Below are 15,392 nucleotides of genomic sequence, written 5' to 3' on the forward strand. Positions count from 1 at the left end.
TGTTGCTCGAGGGCATTGCCTTCAAGGACGGCGAACCGGTGCAGGACGATCGGCCGGTTCAGCAGAAACTCGCCGCTTGATATCGACAGTCACGGTGCTGCCCATACACCACTCTTGACGTTAGCTCTGCGCCGAGGAAGTTGTACTGGCGGTGTCGCTCGAACTGGCTATGGCCAAGTGGAAAGTTGCGCTACATGATGGCCACCGCGATCAGCCGGCCGTGCATACGGTGACGCCGCCACAGGCCGCATGCCTGCAGGCGGTGCTGTCCCTAATTGAACACCGCCGGCAGAAATGGGGGTTGCCAACCGAGATAGGCGACCGTCGGCAACTTCTAAGGGAAGTCCTGCAACACCGGGATCGCATGCGCAAACTGCTGGTCACGCTCGACTGCTGGGGCGAAGTCGACAGCCGGAAGTTCGCCGAACGTCTGGCACGCGGTGACGTACTATGCCACGATGGTACGGCACTCCCGCTGGAACTGCAGCAACGGCTGCTGCGCGAATGCGAACGACTCGAGGTCGTCGCGCGCCAACTGGCCGCACTGGAGAACGCACGGCTCGAGAGTCTGCCCGAATCCGCGCGCGAGCGAATCGATCGCCTCACGCGCCTGAGCGGCATAGGGGCGATTGACGGCGCGCGACTGGCATTGGAACTCTTCTGGCGGCAGTTCAGCAATCGCCGGCAGGTCGGTGCGTGCGTGGGTCTCGCCCCGCAGCCTTATGACAGTGGTGAGAGCCAGGTCGACCAGAGCATTAGCAAGCAGGGTAACCGGCGAGTGCGGGCACTGCTGATCGAGATGGCATGGTCTTGGAACCGTTACCAGCCGGAGAGCGTCCTGACGCATTGGTTCTCGCAGCGAACAGCAGGCACCGGTCCCAATCGCCGCGCACGACGAATCGCAATCGTTGCGGTCGCACGACGCCTGGTGATTGCACTATGGCGATACCTAAAGGACGGAGTGATTCCAGAAGGAGCACGGTTGAAAGCGGCATATGATACCGCACTTCAGTCGCTTTGCTTCAATGGCGCGCGCATCGCTTTATCCGGGGCATGACGGCCCGAGCGTCAACGACGGCATGATCTGTAGCTGTCGGGTGCCCAGTTCGCACTACCCACGCGTGGCCACCCGAGCGCGTCTACTTTGCGCCCACTTCCGTCGTCGGCGTCGGGGGTGGCCGCGATGGTGCGGTCGATGGGGTAACGGTACCGGGCGGTGTCGACTGGCCGGATGCGAATGGTTGACTCGCCTCCTTGTCAGTAAGCGGCAGTGCCGCATCGTCTCAATTGCATCCGGCCAACTGGATTGCTACTGATACGAGCAGAACAGCCGCCCCCACATCGCAGGAAAGGATGCTCCGCTGGCGGCCCGTTGTTCTCATGTTTTTCGAACTAGAATTGCATTAGTTGTTCGGGGATTGCGACGCCCTCAGCGGCGAGGTCCGGAATTCGCTTGCAACCTTAGTGACGAATTGCTGTCTGTCAATTCGCCAGTTTGCGATTGCCGTGTTCTGACTGCGCTAGTAAGGCTTCGACGACCTCGAAACCGATGCAATCAATCGGGTCCAGCCAGCGTAGTTTGGCAATCAGCTTCAGTGCAAGGGCCCGTTTGCCACGCCGTACGCTGATGAACGCAAGCGCCTTTAGCGTAAAGAGCCAAAAGCGCGGCGGCCCGGGAATGGAGAAGTCCGCGTCGCTCGGCTGTACTGCGCACCAATCACTGCTGATCGACGCTTCCCAGGCAGCGACCGCCAAAGCCCTCGTTGCGACTCTGTGCGCCTCGCCAAGTTCTCCCCGGTTTGCATGGAACTTATATAGCAGATAGTAGGGTGGCAGGCAGCGCGGATAGGACAGGATGGCGGTCCACAACGCGGCGGCCACATCGTCATCGCTGCCGCGGCGGGTTCTCTCGATCAGCTGTAGTACGCCGGCCGGAACTTCACCGCCGAACAGATCCGTTGACTCGATACCAGAAATTAGATTCATCAAAGTTTCTCCGGATGTAATAAGGCGCTCAGCCGCGGGAGCGATACTGAGCTTGTTCGTTTAACCGAACTTGAACTGTATGCCATATCCCCCGCGCGGATAGGCCCATTCAACATTATGGTGTTCGGTGCACAAAATGCGGCAACTACCGCATTCGAGGCAGCCGTCGGTGACCAACGTGACTGAGCCGTCGTTCTCGTTCCGATAACAGGAGGCGGGACACACGAATGTACAGCTCTTATCTGTGCAATCGTTGGTGCAAATGTCCACGTCTTTTATGCGGACGTGCGGCCGCCCGACGTCCACTCGGTAGCGATTTTGAAACAGCTTTTCGTCGATGTTGGCAGTGATCGTATTGTTCATCGGAAAGCCCTCCAGAATTTGTATGCGTCGCCGATCAGCCCTGTCACCGAGCGACTTTTACGGAAGCTGGTTATGACCTCGCGTTTCTTGGTCTTCTTGTCGATGCCATCGACCGTCATCATCGTGCGGGCCGCTTTCGCGACGAGATCAGGGTATGTGGTAAAGAACTGGGGATTATGGTGTAGGATCTTCGGCATATCGCGGTACTTGTGCAAGTCCTTCATCACGAAACTCTTGTCTAGCGCGTCCTTATACGCTGACAGCGTGCTGGCACGGTAGCCGTGGCGGCCGGCCGCTTTGGCGGCTATTGCTGTCTCGGCGGCGAGGCGCCCCGTCGTCATCGCGAGATTGGAGCCCTCTCGGTGCGCGGCGTTGACGAAGCCGCCCGAGTCACCGATGATCATCCAGCCGTTACCGTATACTTGCGGGATCGCATTAAACCCTCCTTCGGGAATGAGGTGCGCGCAGTACTCCTTCATCTCGCCGCCCGCGATAAGAGGAGCGATGGACGGATGACGCTTCATTTTCTCGAGAAGCAGATACGGCGTTGTGCGATTAGAGTTCTTCTTGAAGTCGCTCAGCATACAGCCGACACCGATCGTCAGCGACTCTTTGTTCGTGTAAAGAAACCCAGTCCCTGCCATGCCATCTGTGATTCGTCCAACCATCTCTATTACAACGCCTTCTTGATCGGCAACGTTAAACCTCTCGCGAATTGCCTCCTCGGGCATGAAGAGGATCTCTTTCACAGCTAGTGCGACGTTGCGCGCTTCGATCTCACCATGAAAGCCCGCTTTGCGGGCCAAAGTTGAGTTGACGCCGTCAGCGAGAATCACGACATCCGCATAAACTTCGCCGTGTTCGCGGTCGCACTGGACGCCGACAACTTGGTCTCCGTCAAGAATCAGGTCATTCACCGTAGTCTCGCAGATCAGTAAGGCACCGGCCTCACGGACCTTCGACGAAAACCACTTGTCGAATTGCGCCCGTATGATCGTGTAGCGGTTATACGGTGGGTTGTTATAGTCGTCGCTACGCGTGTGTGTGCCCACAAACGAAGTATCGTCGAGCATCCACATGCGCTGTTCAATGATGTGGCGCTCAAGTGGCGCGTCGTCACGGAAGTCTGGGATGATTTCTTCAAGTGCATTGGCGTAAAGAATCGCACCTTGAACGTTCTTGCTACCGGGATATTCGCCGCGTTCAATTTGAAGTACTTTGAGTCCACCTTTAGCCATAACATAGGCCGCAGCGTTGCCCGACGGTCCGGCACCCACGACGATCGCGTCGAATTGCGACGATTCTCTCATCTAACTCTCCTGGTGTCTCGCATTTGCCGAAGTGCCAAGTGTTCCTTGCAGGCGTGCGTTAGCGCGGGCAGCAACTGCAGTGCGTCCCCGACGATGCCGTAATGCGCGCAATCGAAAATAGGTGCGTTGGGATCGGTGTTGATTGCGACAATCACGTCCGAGCTTTCCATGCCGACGCGATGCTGGATTGCCCCCGAGATGCCGGCTGCGATATAAAGTTTTGGCCGCACGGTTTTGCCAGTTTGCCCGACTTGTCGATCCGCCTCGACCCAACCTGCCTGCACGCACGGGCGCGTAGCGCCGACTTCACCACGGAGTACGCGCGCCAGATCAAACGCGAGTCGAAAATTCTCCGGAGTTTTGAGACCCTTGCCGCCGCTGACGATCACATCCGCATACGGAAGGTTGATCTGAGAACTCGTCGTATCGGCGACAAAGTCGAGCAATTTGGTGGCAATGTCGGCTTCGACGAGCCCCAGTGTTTCCTGCACGACCTCGCCGACGCGGCCTTCTTGCGCTGAGGGCATCGCCATGACCCGTGGGCGTACCGTCGCCATCTGCGGGCGATATGCAAGCGTCATGATCGTGCAGAGCAATGAGCCGCCAAACGTCGGACGGGTGGCCGCCAGTGACCGGGAGGTCGGATCGATGTTCAGTTCGGTGCAATCGGCGGTGAGCCCAGTGAGCAGGGTTGTCGCAACGGAGCCGGCGAGATCCCGGCCCATCGAGGTCGCGCCGAGCAGTAGAATTTCAGGGTGGTATTTGTTGACCAGATCGGTCAGCCCCTTCGTGAATGGCTCATTGCGATAACCACGCAACACTGGGTCGTGAATGACATAGGCTTTGTCTGCTCCAAGGCTGAACGCCTCAGTTGAAAACTTTTCGAGGGGCTCATCCGTGCCGCCGAGCACCGCCACGCAGACGTTGCTGCCAAGTTTGTCTGCAAGCTTGCGCGCCTCGCCGAGCAGTTCCCACGACACGCTATGCACGTGGCCGCGGTCGTGCTCAAGGAAGACCCAGACACCGGTGTAGTTTTTCAGATGTTCCGGTAGCTCCAGGTTGCGGCCTCCGGCATTCAAGGCCGGCTGCTTTTTCGTGGCAACGGTCGAGTTCATAAGTTCCTCTTCATTAGCACGTCTGCCTCCAAAGTCGGATGGCGAGCGAACATCCTATGCACCAGATCCAACGAGACGCCGCGCAGGCTCGCCATATCCACTGTGAGCATCTCGGCTTTTTGCTCGCGCGGTGTTGGGCCGAACACTTTGCTCACTACGGTATGTGAGCCTTTCAGCCCAATTTTGCTAACGTCCTCGATGCCGGCCTGCTCGCGATTCCATTTCCGTACCGGAAAAGCTGCCGCGTGGATCATTCTGGGCAGCGACGCGAAGCGAAGTTCGTTGGTGTTCTCAAGCATCGTCACCAAGCATGGCAATCGAGTTTTGAGTACGTGTACGCCGCCTTCTGCGCGACGCTCGACGACGATCGAGCGTGCGGTGAGGTCGATTTCCACGATCCTGGACACGTAGGTGAGCAACTGGAAGCCCATGCGTGTAGCGATGCCGGGGCCGACCTGAGCAGTGTCGCCGTCGATAGTCTGCTTGCCAGTAAAGATCATATCGACCGGCTGTTCCTTGGCGATTTGTCGGATCGCGGTAGCCAGCGCATATGACGTTGCCAGCGTGTCGGCGCCAGCGAAAGCGCGATCGGTGACGAGTACAGCCTCGTCGGCCCCATAGCTGACGCATTTGCGAAGTGCGTCTTCAGCCTGCGGCGGCCCCATGCAGAGTGTGGTTACAGTACCGTCAAAGAGGTCCTTCAGCCTCAACGCTTCCTCCAGCGAGAACAGATCGTACGGGTTTACGATGGCTGGGACGCCTTGACGCATGATGGTGTTGGTGACAGGGTGAACGCGGATCTGTGCCGAGTCCGGTACCTGCTTGATGCAAACGACAATATGCATTGGGTACTCCGGGGTCAGGCGTCGCCGCGTGCTGGCAGCGACGCGCGCAGCTGGTCAAGTGAGACGACCCGCCGTCCGTCCGATTCCTGAAAGACTCTGAAAACCTTTTGCTCTGCGGGCGTGGACAAGACGAAGTCGTTGTAGGCCTTATTCAGTAAACATCGATAGATAGAGAACACAGCCGCCGCGTTATTACGCGGTAGCGCCTTCTGTTGCTCGATGTACTGAAAAAAACGCTTGAGAATGTGCAGGCGGCTGACGTTCACTACCTTCTCATCGTATGAAATGTCAAAGAATTGCAGGAAGTCTTCCGCGGACGACAGGCGATGCAGTTGTTCGATAACTTCTTGCACGTAGTTTCTCCTATTGGACCAATGCGCACCCGATGACGGCTTCAAGACACCTTAACTCGGGTGCCACGTGCTTGCGTCAGGAAGCGATGCAGATCGGCTGTCCCCGGCGCCTGTTTGTACTGTGTGGCAAATGACCGGATACGTGCAAGCAACTGGGGCACAAGCCGCTCAGACACTTTGACGCCAAGAGCGTCGTAGGCGTCACGCACACTTTGGGATCCAGAATGTTTGCCGAGTATCGTCGACCGGTGCCGGCCTAGTTCTGCGGGATCGAATCCCTCGTAGGTCGTGGGGTGCTTCGAAAGGCCGTCGGTATGAATGCCTGACTCGTGCGTAAAGACGTCCCTACCAACAATGCTCTTGTTGGAGGAAATAGCGCGGCCAGACGCCCGTTCGACCAGCGATGAGATGTCGCATAACGCAGTTGCGTCAATGCCGGTGTCTCGTCGGAGCAGATGTCGCGTGCCCATGACGACTTCCTCAAGCGCTGCATTGCCGGCCCACTCACCCAGGCCGTTGACGGTAGTGCTGGCGTGGGTCGCCCCTGCCGAGAGGGCCGCTAGCGTGTTGGCGGTGGCGAGTCCGAGGTCGTCGTGCGAATGGATTTCGATTTCCAGGTCCACGGCGGCGCGAATTGCTGCGATAGCGTGGAATGTCTTGAAAGGATCCAATATGCCTACGGTGTCCGCAAATCGAACGCGCTGAGCCCCATGCTGCTCTGCGCATCGCGCAACTTCTAAGATGAACGAGGGGTCCGCACGCGAGGCGTCTTCCATACCGAGGGAGATCTTGGGGTGGCTTTTCGCAGCCTTACCAATGACGCGTGCGATGCGCGCTAGCACCCAACTACGCGGCTGTCGTAGCTTGTGTTGCAAGTGAATATCCGATACCGGGACCGAAAGATGAATCATGTCGGCATCGCAGCGTAATGCCGCGCTGAGGTCCTCGTCGGTGAGTCGCCCCCAAACCATCAGACGAGCGTCGAGGTTCATGTCGACAATCGCATCAATGCACGCCATTTCGTCTTCGCCCATGGCTGGAATGCCGATATCGAGTTCGGAGACGCCAGCTTGCGACAGCGCGGCGGCAATCGCGCACTTTTCCTCTGTGCGAAATGCGACGCCAGCGGTTTGCTCGCCGTCGCGGAGTGTCGTGTCATTGATGATTGGGTTGCTCATGTCGGATCGCTTCAGTTGTTGGCCATGGGTCGCAAACGTTGTGCCAGGTGATGGTCTACACGTCAAAACAACGCTTTGCGGTACCCTGTCGGCGCCACACGAACGGCCGAAGCTTGCCCTTCAGGCGGAGGATCGCGGATGCCCCACGCGCGCAATGCGGCAGTGCCGGGTGATTGAGAGCGTATAGTGGCCTACCAAAAGCAATTTGTGCTCACGACGAGTGCGTTATTTTTGTCGTGACAGCGACAGAATACGGCTTGGTTGTCGGCTTTTGGTCAAGACGCGTAGGAAGAACATTGAGTTGGTTGGCCAACTCACGTACCGATACCAATGGAGTTCGAGTGAGTGGCATGGATTTCGCTGATAAAGCCGGCGAACCACTGGAGGCTTTGGAGAGAACATTCATGCAAGATTGCGCGAATGCCAGCACGCTGTCCTCGACTGCGCCTGTCGGCATCCAAAAGACACTAACCCTGAGGGTGACCGGACATGCGCTTGTTCAGATCGACGGCTGCGACACCCACGGCCGCGCAGACAAGTCGGGCTGCAGTTCGTCGGACGTGCCTGAGCGCGAGCCGGCAGAAGTATGGGAAAGGATAAGCAAGCATCCTTGTTTTTCGGAAGAAGCGCATCGCCATTACGCGCGAATGCATGTGGCGGTGGCGCCCGCCTGCAACATCCAATGCAACTACTGCAATCGTAAATATGACTGTTCCAATGAGTCGCGACCCGGCGTCGTGTCGGAGAAGCTGACGCCGGAGCAGGCCGTGAATAAGGTTATGGCCGTCGCGGCCAAGATTCCGCAGTTGACGGTGTTGGGCGTTGCGGGTCCCGGTGACTCGCTCGCCAATCCAAGGAGGACTTTTGACACTTTCCGTATGCTCCGCGAGCGCGCTCCGGACATCAAACTATGTCTGTCAACGAACGGACTAGCGTTGCCAGACTTTGTCGATGAGATTTGCAGCAACGCTGTTGAGCATGTGACGATCACCATCAATATGGTGGACCCCAACGTCGGTGAATTGATCTATCCGTGGATTTTTTGGGACCACCGGCGCGTCAGGGGCAAGGAGGCCTCGCAGATCCTTCATGAGCGGCAAATGCAAGGGCTCGAAATGCTCACGGCGCGCGGCGTGTTGACGAAGATCAACTCGGTGTTGATTCCGGGCATAAATGACGAACACCTGATCGAGGTGAACAGCGAAGTGAAGAAGCGCGGTGCTTTCCTGCACAATATCATGCCGCTCATCTCGGACGCTGAGCATGGCACGTATTTCGGACTGCACGGACAGCGTGGCCCTACTGCTAGCGAGTTAATGGTCGTGCAGGACCGTTGCAAGGGAGGCGCTACGTTAATGCGCCATTGCCGTCAGTGCCGTGCGGACGCAGTAGGTCTACTGAGTGAGGACCGCCGCGACGAGTTCAAGCTCGACGGGATCGACGACATGGAAACTAGGTCCGACGCTAATTACCGTCGGGAACATCAGCGCCGAGTGGAAGTGCAACGCAATGCGCAGCGCGACGCGAAACAGACTGCAATGGCTTTGGTGAAGGCGAGCGAAGTGCCGGCCGACCTGAAGGTGCTGATCGCTGTCGCGACGAAGGGAGACGGCCGCGTGAACGCACATTTCGGGCATGTCTCCGAGTTCCAGATTTTCGAGGTCAGCGCTGGCGGAGTGATCTTTGTGGGACACCGCCGCGTGGAGTCGTATTGTCGGGGCGGCCATGATGATGAAGATCGCCTGCCACCGCTCATACACGCGATCAGCGATTGCCACGCTGTACTGGTTGCGAAGGTCGGTTTGTGTCCGCGCAAGGAGCTGTCGCAGGCGGGCATTGAGCCGGTGGACCAGTACGCGTACGAAACAATCGAAAAAGCCGCGCTGATATGGTTCATCGAATATTGCAGCCGCATCACGAAAGGCGTGACCGTGCACGTGGAGCGTGGCGCCCCCGGGATCCGGCAGAAGACGTCGATCACTGCGACGGCTGCTGCTGATTGAGCGGCGGACGGACAAATGGATCGGCGCTGCCCGCGCGCTATACAAACCATCATTACAAGGAGTGCCATTATGCCCCTGAAGATCATTGCCTCGACCTGTACCGGCTGCTCGGCCTGCGAGCCGCAGTGCCCGAATGTCGCCATAAGCGAGAAAGGTGGCGTGTTCGCGATCGATCCGAAGAAATGTACCGTATGCGAAGGACAGTTTGATACTCCGCAGTGCTTGGCGGTTTGTCCCGTGGACGGGTGCATTGTGATGAGCTAGCATCGCTAGCCGCGGGCAGCACATTGACGAATCGTCAAACGACTGCTAACTGTTACCATGCCGACATCATGTTGACCAAATTTTCTGTTACCGCTGCCGCGGAAAAGTTTATGCGCCGTGTGGTGCGTTTTTCCGGCTTGCCATCAAGTGCTGGTTTTCGTCTTCTTGTCAGGACCGGCGGATGCTCTGGATATGACGCCGAATTCAGTGCCGAAGTAGAGGCTCGGACCGGCGACGAGACCATCGAAGTCCACGGACTGCGAATTTTCTTGCCGGCAGAAAGCCGCGTTTTGCTAGATGGTCTGAAGATCGACTTTATCGAAACGCCAGATCGGTCAGGTTTCGCATTTATTAAGGAGGACCAACGGTCGGTCGTCGCGGTCAGTGCCGATGTCGCTCGGATTGATGTGAGCGCGATCGGACGCGGGTGACGCATTCATCGACCGCAGTTGTCTTGAGCTAGCAGTTCGGTATGTCACGGAGGAAAAGTATGACTGGAACTGACAACGATGACCTCATTGAGCTCACATTTGCGCCTCGCTTCAGCATTGGTGAGCGCGTCGCTTCGCGCTTCTCCATCCGTAACGACGGCACCTACGCCGGTAAGGCTTTGGGTGAATCGCTCGTCAGCAAAGGCGACGTGGGGTATGTGATCGGAATCGAAACCTTCCTGCAACGGTTCTACATCTATGCAGTTCACTTCGTCGAAATCGACCATCGCGTCGGCATGCGCGCCAAGGAGCTATGCACGCTCGACCACCTTCCCCATGACGTGCTCGCCCGTTTGGGCGAGCATGCGGCCGATCTATGCTGGATAGGTCTTCGTATCCCCGAGGGAACTGACCACAATGGAACCGTCGGACGCGGCTCGTGTAATGGGCATGGTTATGATGCACCGGACGGTTCGCAAGTCAACGGAGCCCGTCTAGTCGTCGGCAATCCGCGTCACGGAGTTGCGGGACCTTTGCAACGGCGAAGTCTATTTTAGGCCGGTGCGGAAGCGGCTTTCTGGTTAAGGCTTGGAGGCTTGCCGAAATGGCCAGAAATACGTGGTGCCTGCGAGTCTTGCGATGCGCTCAATCAGTCAATTTTGACGGGCAGGCGGTCGCTGCACTGAGGGCGAGATCGCGCCCGGCTGGACGGTCGTAAGGGAAGAAGGACGATATCGGTCTATCAGAGCTGGGAGGCACTGGTCGCAGTACAAGAGCCACCTACGACGAGCGCTGTGCTTCTCGGCCCGATCGTTAGATTTATTGGATTTACTTGTTGAAGTGCGAATCTTTTAACCGACCTTGGAACTCTCAACGTGAAACTAATGATCCGCATGGACAGGAAAGGCATACTCAGCGCCTACGTGCCAAAGAAGGATCTCGAGGAGCAGATCGTCTGCATCGATGGCAAGAAGATGTGGGGCGGAGTGATAACGCTTGCGAACGGCTGGCGATTCCAGCTGCCGGAGATGGCGGCCGATACAACGCTTCCTGTCACCGTAGAAGCGCGTCGCGTCGCGGGTGAGCCCGACTGACATGGCACTTACAGCAGATCAGATCAGTACTATCGCCGAGTTGATGCTGAGCGAACCGACGCTGCTGGAGGCTGCCGCAACCTGGCGGAAGTCGTATCCCGATGTGCGAGTCATTCGGATTAGCGCGGTCGAGCTTGTCAATGAAAAACCCCTCCTCCAGTTTCGGGGCCGCCGCGTTTATCTCGCGACGTCGACAGGTGTCTGTGTTTCCGTGACAACAGACGCAAGTGAGGCCAATATGCTCATCCTTGCAGAAGACGGAGTCTACGATGGAAACTGAGGGAATTTCACTTACTGAGCCTGCGTGCGGGCCGCGGGAGGTCGAGCTGGTTCACGCGGTCCTGCAATCGTCGTGCTGGAGCGACGGACCAATGCTCGATTCTTTTGAGACTGCATTCGCAGGCTGGAGCGGCCGTGTCCATGCGGTCGCAGTGGCGAGCGGGACGCTCGGCACTTGGATTGCGCTGCGTGCGCTCGGCATCGGTCAAGGCCATGAAGTCATCTGCGCATCGCATACATGGCATCAGATCGCGCATGCGATCACCCTCGCTGGCGCGACACCGGTGTTTGCCGACATCGACTACTGGAGCGGTTGCCTCGACGCGATGAAGGCACAAGAGAAGATTGGAGATCGGACGCGTGCAATCCTTGCGGGAAATACGAACGGACATCCGGCCGCGTGGCAATCGTTTCGGGAGCTTGCCGATTTGAATGGTCTGAGCCTGATCGAGGATAGCACTGAGGCGCTCGGATCACGCTACCGCGGGCGCTGCGTGGGGTCGTTCGGTAAAGTGACGGTTTTTGACTTTTCGCCACCCTCCGCGTTGTGTGCGGGAGAGGGCGGAATGCTCGTCACGGACGACGACAGCTTGGCGCACGAACTGCGTTACTTAAGGCGACGTCTGAGCGCCGATCGAAAGTCGGTCTCCCTCGGTGCCCGGGTGCCGCTGCAGGCGGGTATGAGTGAAATCACCGCCGCGCTCGGCCTCGCACAACTGGCAGGGCTCGAGGAGCGGCTCGCCCAACGGAAGCGGGTCGAAGCCTGGTATCATGAAGCGATGGAGAGCTTCGAAGGCATCAAACCACCGTATCAGGCGGAGGACGTGGACGAAGTGAATTGGATGCTTTACGTCGTGCATCTGGGCAAGAGGTTTACTCACAGCGCGCGTGCTCAAATGATCGACGACATGCTGGCTTCCGGGGTAGAAACGGCAGCCTACAGCCATCCGTTGCATGAGCAGTTTCATTACATGAAGGCCGCCGATGCTATTGGAGGTCGACGAGGCTGTCTGCCCGATACCGAGCGGATTGGCGATCGAGCACTCGCGTTGCCGCTGCACACTCAGCTTACTGTTCAGGATGTGAAGTACATCGTCAAAACTTTGAAGGACACGGCGACCAACGTCGGTGCGGGGGCCGCGATCTATCTCTAGGTAGAACAACGGAAAGAGAGAAGAAGGTAACATCGGCCATGTTGTCGCTGCGCCTTTATTAACCCTCACGCAACAGTTTGCTGCGGTCCGCCGTCGAGTAGTTGCTGAAATGTCCCTCGTGCGCCGCTTGACGGCGGGCCGCAGCGATGATTGCCCTGCTGCGCGCTGGGGCGGACGGTGCGCTGACCTGCTTCTCCAGTTCGGTGCTCTGACAGCGGGGGCAGGCCACGGGCGAGTTCGTGCGCACGAGAGTTTCGAAACGCAACCTGCAGTTGCGACATACATAGTCGTAGAGCGGCATGACGAGGGGCAGGTCAACGGGAAACATTATCGGAGAAGACGCCGCGCGCGCTCCCCGGGTCATAATAAGGCGATTCGCCGGCTGAGACCAATTTGGGGCTCCTGCGTTCGTGTGCCGCGTGCAGTAACTGGAGTCCCAAATCGGCAGCGATGTCGAGGGCGTCACGGCCGTCTGGCGCAACGAGACTGTCATTCGCGCCGAGCGACAGCAACAGCCACATAACCTCAATTCGACCGGTGGCGGCCGCCTGCATCAGACACGTCATATCGTCCGCGTTTAGGTGATCAAGAGCGAGTCCTGCACCGACCAACCGAAGGATCGGTCCTGGTGCGCCGCCCAAACATGCATACCACAGCGCATGGTTTCCTTCGTCGTCGAGGGCGCTGATGCGTGCGCCTGATTCGAGTAGCGCAGCGACAATGTAGTCTTCGCCGTGCAGCGCCGCCAGCATTAAGGGCGTAATGCCGTCAATGCTGCGCGATTGAGTGTCCGGGAAGTCGTGAGCATCGAGCCATTTCGCAACCGCCACGCACGGAGGTGCATGAAGATCTGCGTCGGCGTTCGCGGTATCCGTGTGCGTGTGGCTCGGGCTTTCGAGTAGGGGAGTCTCGAGTGACGCGGTTTGACGTGATGCGGTCTTGGTGCGCAGTGACATGCTTTCGCTCCGGTGGAGGTGATTGGAATCGCCGTCACATTCTGAAACGCGAGGCAGCGATTACATGCGGGCGACCTGCCGTGACGCTGTCGTCAGACGGGCCTGTTTTCATTTGGATCGCGAATCGGTCCCATCAGTTTGAGGCCTTCCGCGTAACTTATCGTGTCAAAGGAAAAGCTAAATTGCATCGCCGCATCGACGATAGCATCGAGCTTCCCGGCAGTGTCTGTCCTCTTGAGGTCGCCCTTCTCCAGGTAAAGGAGTTCGAGCATCTCGTTGTAGACTGTCGATTCGAGTATCGGCAGAACATAAAACGTCGCTTCTTTGTACGGCACCTGAAAGCGGCTGGACAGATCGATGTTGTCACAGAACAGGAAGTACTTGCCGTGGTGCGACAGGGCCTCGCCGAGTACTTCTCCGACATTCGTCAAGTGTTCAAAACTCAGTAACCAACCTGCGAAGAATTGGACGTGTGGGTCGCCAGCATTCGCGACAGCCATCACCTGCTCGCAAGAGAGCTCGGGCGGACGGGCCTCGTCGGCGAGGTGAGGCCCAAATCGTAGCGCCAGCTCACCGCGAAAGCCGAACCTGTCAGCCGCATTTGTGCGGCCCTTAAAGACGGGGTTGAGGAGGCGCCCCTCGCGATCGAGGCGGGCAAATGGTGTCCCACTGAGCGCAGGAGAGGTTAGCGTATCAGGCATTCTGTAATCCTAATTGGAGAAATAGCTTGGCATAGTTAATCTGGTGCTGGATCGTGCCTTTTCAGCGGGCAGCCAGAAACTCGCAACATCCGTACCAATGCTGCATGCTGGCCAATACTGCGGTAAGCCGGGTCAAGCGGGCGACAACTCTGCACGTGGATGTCCATTTGGGGCAAAGGGGCGTGCGGTTTGTCAGGAAGACGACGTCGAAATTGTCGGTGGCCGAAATTGGAGAGTTTGCGGATGGCCTCGCTGAGCAAGCATTTGGCGGATTCAGGGGCTTGTGGCATGGACGTTGCGGGGACGAAGGGCGCGGACACACTCCGGCCGATGCGTGACTCTAGAAGAAGACCATATAGACACAGCAGGCTGAGGACTTGGTCGTGGCTTTTCAGTGCTGATTCGCACCTATGGTTTTACCTTCTAATCTCAATGGAGTAAAACAATGTCTCAACTTCGACAAATTGCCTTCTACGGAAAGGGCGGCATCGGTAAGTCGACCACGTCGCAGAATACGCTTGCAGCGCTTAGCGACCTTGGGCAAAAGATCTTGATCGTTGGGTGCGATCCCAAGGCCGACTCGACACGTCTTATATTGCACGCGAAAGCTCAGGACACCATCCTCTCTCTCGCGGCGGAAGCCGGTTCGGTCGAAGACCTCGAACTCGATGACGTTATGAAGATAGGCTACAAGAATATCCGCTGTGTCGAGTCGGGCGGGCCTGAGCCAGGCGTCGGCTGTGCGGGTCGGGGTGTCATCACATCGATCAACTTCCTTGAGGAGAATGGCGCCTACGACGGAGTCGACTACGTGTCATACGATGTGCTCGGCGACGTCGTTTGCGGTGGTTTTGCAATGCCTATTCGCGAGAACAAGGCACAGGAAATTTACATCGTGATGTCGGGAGAAATGATGGCGATGTACGCCGCTAATAACATCTCGAAGGGAATCTTGAAATATGCGAACAGTGGGGGTGTGCGTTTGGGCGGACTCATTTGCAACGAGCGCAAAACCGACAAGGAACTTGAACTGGCCGAATCACTGGCAGCGATGCTAGGCACTAAATTGATTCACTTCGTCCCGCGCGACAACATTGTGCAGCATGCGGAACTTCGTCGGATGACCGTGATTGAGTACGCGCCGGACAGCGAGCAGGCTGGGCAATATCGCGCGCTTGCGGAGAAGGTTCACCATAACGGCGGCAATGGCGTGATCCCAACCCCGATCACAATGGATCAGCTCGAAGACTTATTGATGGAAAAAGGAATTATAGTGCAAGTCGATGAGTCCCAAGTCGGCAAGACCGCCGCCGAGCTCACCGCCTGACGAGTGCTGGACGACGGTAGCCGTGCAGCACAC

The 15,392-nt window shown here is 57.7% G+C and carries 19 protein-coding genes; 9 read left to right on the forward strand and 10 right to left on the reverse strand.

Annotation, left to right across the window (positions count from 1 at the left end; genetic code table 11):
• The first annotated feature begins 169 nt into the window (after positions 1 to 169).
• Positions 170 to 1,057, forward strand: a complete 888-nt coding sequence (locus AB3X86_RS35575) for a transposase (RefSeq protein WP_368599591.1) — start codon at positions 170 to 172, stop codon at positions 1,055 to 1,057.
• 425 nt (positions 1,058 to 1,482) lie between these two features.
• Here AB3X86_RS35575 and AB3X86_RS35580 read toward each other — a convergent pair whose 3' ends face one another.
• From AB3X86_RS35580 to nifV, 7 genes are read right to left on the reverse strand one after another with little or no spacing between them, the layout of a single operon-like run.
• A complete protein-coding gene (locus AB3X86_RS35580) occupies positions 1,483 to 1,986 on the reverse strand; it encodes a hypothetical protein (protein WP_368587260.1) in 504 nt (167 codons plus the stop codon).
• Positions 1,987 to 2,046: 60 nt separating this feature from the next.
• Positions 2,047 to 2,349 (reverse strand): ferredoxin family protein, encoded by a 303-nt coding sequence (locus AB3X86_RS35585; protein ID WP_368587261.1) that lies wholly within the window; start codon positions 2,347 to 2,349, stop codon positions 2,047 to 2,049.
• The gene (locus tag AB3X86_RS35590; RefSeq protein WP_368587262.1) at positions 2,346 to 3,659 is read right to left on the reverse strand and encodes an FAD-dependent monooxygenase; all 1,314 of its coding nucleotides are present in this window, start codon (positions 3,657 to 3,659) and stop codon (positions 2,346 to 2,348) included. Before AB3X86_RS35590 ends, AB3X86_RS35585 begins: the two co-directional genes overlap by 4 nt.
• Positions 3,656 to 4,774, reverse strand: coding sequence for an electron transfer flavoprotein subunit alpha/FixB family protein (locus tag AB3X86_RS35595; protein WP_368587263.1), 1,119 nt, complete (start codon positions 4,772 to 4,774; stop codon positions 3,656 to 3,658). Before AB3X86_RS35595 ends, AB3X86_RS35590 begins: the two co-directional genes overlap by 4 nt.
• Complete coding sequence (locus tag AB3X86_RS35600) at positions 4,771 to 5,619, reverse strand: nitrogen fixation protein FixA (protein WP_368587264.1); 849 nt, start codon at positions 5,617 to 5,619, stop codon at positions 4,771 to 4,773. Before AB3X86_RS35600 ends, AB3X86_RS35595 begins: the two co-directional genes overlap by 4 nt.
• A 14-nt stretch (positions 5,620 to 5,633) precedes the next feature.
• The gene (gene nifW / locus AB3X86_RS35605) at positions 5,634 to 5,972 is read right to left on the reverse strand and encodes a nitrogenase stabilizing/protective protein NifW (RefSeq protein WP_368587265.1); all 339 of its coding nucleotides are present in this window, start codon (positions 5,970 to 5,972) and stop codon (positions 5,634 to 5,636) included.
• A 41-nt stretch (positions 5,973 to 6,013) separates the two neighbouring features.
• Complete coding sequence (nifV, locus tag AB3X86_RS35610) at positions 6,014 to 7,150, reverse strand: homocitrate synthase (protein ID WP_368587266.1); 1,137 nt, start codon at positions 7,148 to 7,150, stop codon at positions 6,014 to 6,016.
• A gap of 404 nt (positions 7,151 to 7,554) precedes the next feature.
• Between nifV and nifB the strand changes: the two genes are divergently transcribed.
• From nifB to AB3X86_RS35645, 7 genes are all read left to right on the forward strand, one after another.
• Entirely contained in the window at positions 7,555 to 9,153 is a 1,599-nt protein-coding gene (nifB, locus tag AB3X86_RS35615; protein ID WP_368599592.1) for a nitrogenase cofactor biosynthesis protein NifB, read from the forward strand.
• Positions 9,154 to 9,222: 69 nt separating this feature from the next.
• Entirely contained in the window at positions 9,223 to 9,417 is a 195-nt protein-coding gene (locus AB3X86_RS35620; RefSeq protein WP_368587267.1) for a 4Fe-4S binding protein, read from the forward strand.
• Between the two features lie 68 nt (positions 9,418 to 9,485).
• Positions 9,486 to 9,848, forward strand: a complete 363-nt coding sequence (locus AB3X86_RS35625) for a HesB/IscA family protein (protein WP_368587268.1) — start codon at positions 9,486 to 9,488, stop codon at positions 9,846 to 9,848.
• Between the two features lie 59 nt (positions 9,849 to 9,907).
• Positions 9,908 to 10,405 (forward strand): nitrogen fixation protein NifZ, encoded by a 498-nt coding sequence (locus tag AB3X86_RS35630; RefSeq protein ID WP_368587269.1) that lies wholly within the window; start codon positions 9,908 to 9,910, stop codon positions 10,403 to 10,405.
• 318 nt (positions 10,406 to 10,723) lie between these two features.
• On the forward strand, positions 10,724 to 10,942 hold the full coding sequence (gene nifT, locus AB3X86_RS35635) for a putative nitrogen fixation protein NifT (RefSeq protein WP_184228259.1): 219 nt from the start codon (positions 10,724 to 10,726) through the stop codon (positions 10,940 to 10,942).
• A gap of 1 nt (position 10,943) precedes the next feature.
• A complete protein-coding gene (locus tag AB3X86_RS35640; protein ID WP_026228609.1) occupies positions 10,944 to 11,222 on the forward strand; it encodes a hypothetical protein in 279 nt (92 codons plus the stop codon).
• Positions 11,212 to 12,375 carry a DegT/DnrJ/EryC1/StrS family aminotransferase gene (locus AB3X86_RS35645; RefSeq protein ID WP_368599584.1) on the forward strand — a complete coding sequence of 388 codons (1,164 nt, stop codon included), beginning with the start codon at positions 11,212 to 11,214 and terminating at the stop codon, positions 12,373 to 12,375. Before AB3X86_RS35640 ends, AB3X86_RS35645 begins: the two co-directional genes overlap by 11 nt.
• A 58-nt stretch (positions 12,376 to 12,433) precedes the next feature.
• Here the strand turns inward: AB3X86_RS35645 and AB3X86_RS35650 are convergent, their stop codons facing one another.
• The 3 genes from AB3X86_RS35650 to AB3X86_RS35660 all read right to left on the reverse strand — a co-directional run bounded on the left by AB3X86_RS35650 (position 12,434) and on the right by AB3X86_RS35660 (position 14,032).
• Positions 12,434 to 12,676 (reverse strand): zinc ribbon domain-containing protein, encoded by a 243-nt coding sequence (locus tag AB3X86_RS35650; RefSeq protein WP_035491037.1) that lies wholly within the window; start codon positions 12,674 to 12,676, stop codon positions 12,434 to 12,436.
• A gap of 13 nt (positions 12,677 to 12,689) precedes the next feature.
• Entirely contained in the window at positions 12,690 to 13,331 is a 642-nt protein-coding gene (locus AB3X86_RS35655) for an ankyrin repeat domain-containing protein (protein WP_368599585.1), read from the reverse strand.
• Positions 13,332 to 13,423: 92 nt separating this feature from the next.
• Positions 13,424 to 14,032: a hypothetical protein gene (locus AB3X86_RS35660; RefSeq protein ID WP_018435028.1), complete on the reverse strand. Its 609-nt coding sequence runs from the start codon at positions 14,030 to 14,032 to the stop codon at positions 13,424 to 13,426.
• A gap of 445 nt (positions 14,033 to 14,477) precedes the next feature.
• Between AB3X86_RS35660 and nifH the strand changes: the two genes are divergently transcribed.
• A complete protein-coding gene (gene nifH, locus AB3X86_RS35665; RefSeq protein ID WP_368599586.1) occupies positions 14,478 to 15,359 on the forward strand; it encodes a nitrogenase iron protein in 882 nt (293 codons plus the stop codon).
• The last annotated feature ends 33 nt before the right edge of the window (positions 15,360 to 15,392 follow it).

This window comes from Paraburkholderia sp. BR14374 (genome assembly GCF_040948685.1).
Classification (GTDB): domain Bacteria; phylum Pseudomonadota; class Gammaproteobacteria; order Burkholderiales; family Burkholderiaceae; genus Paraburkholderia; species Paraburkholderia youngii.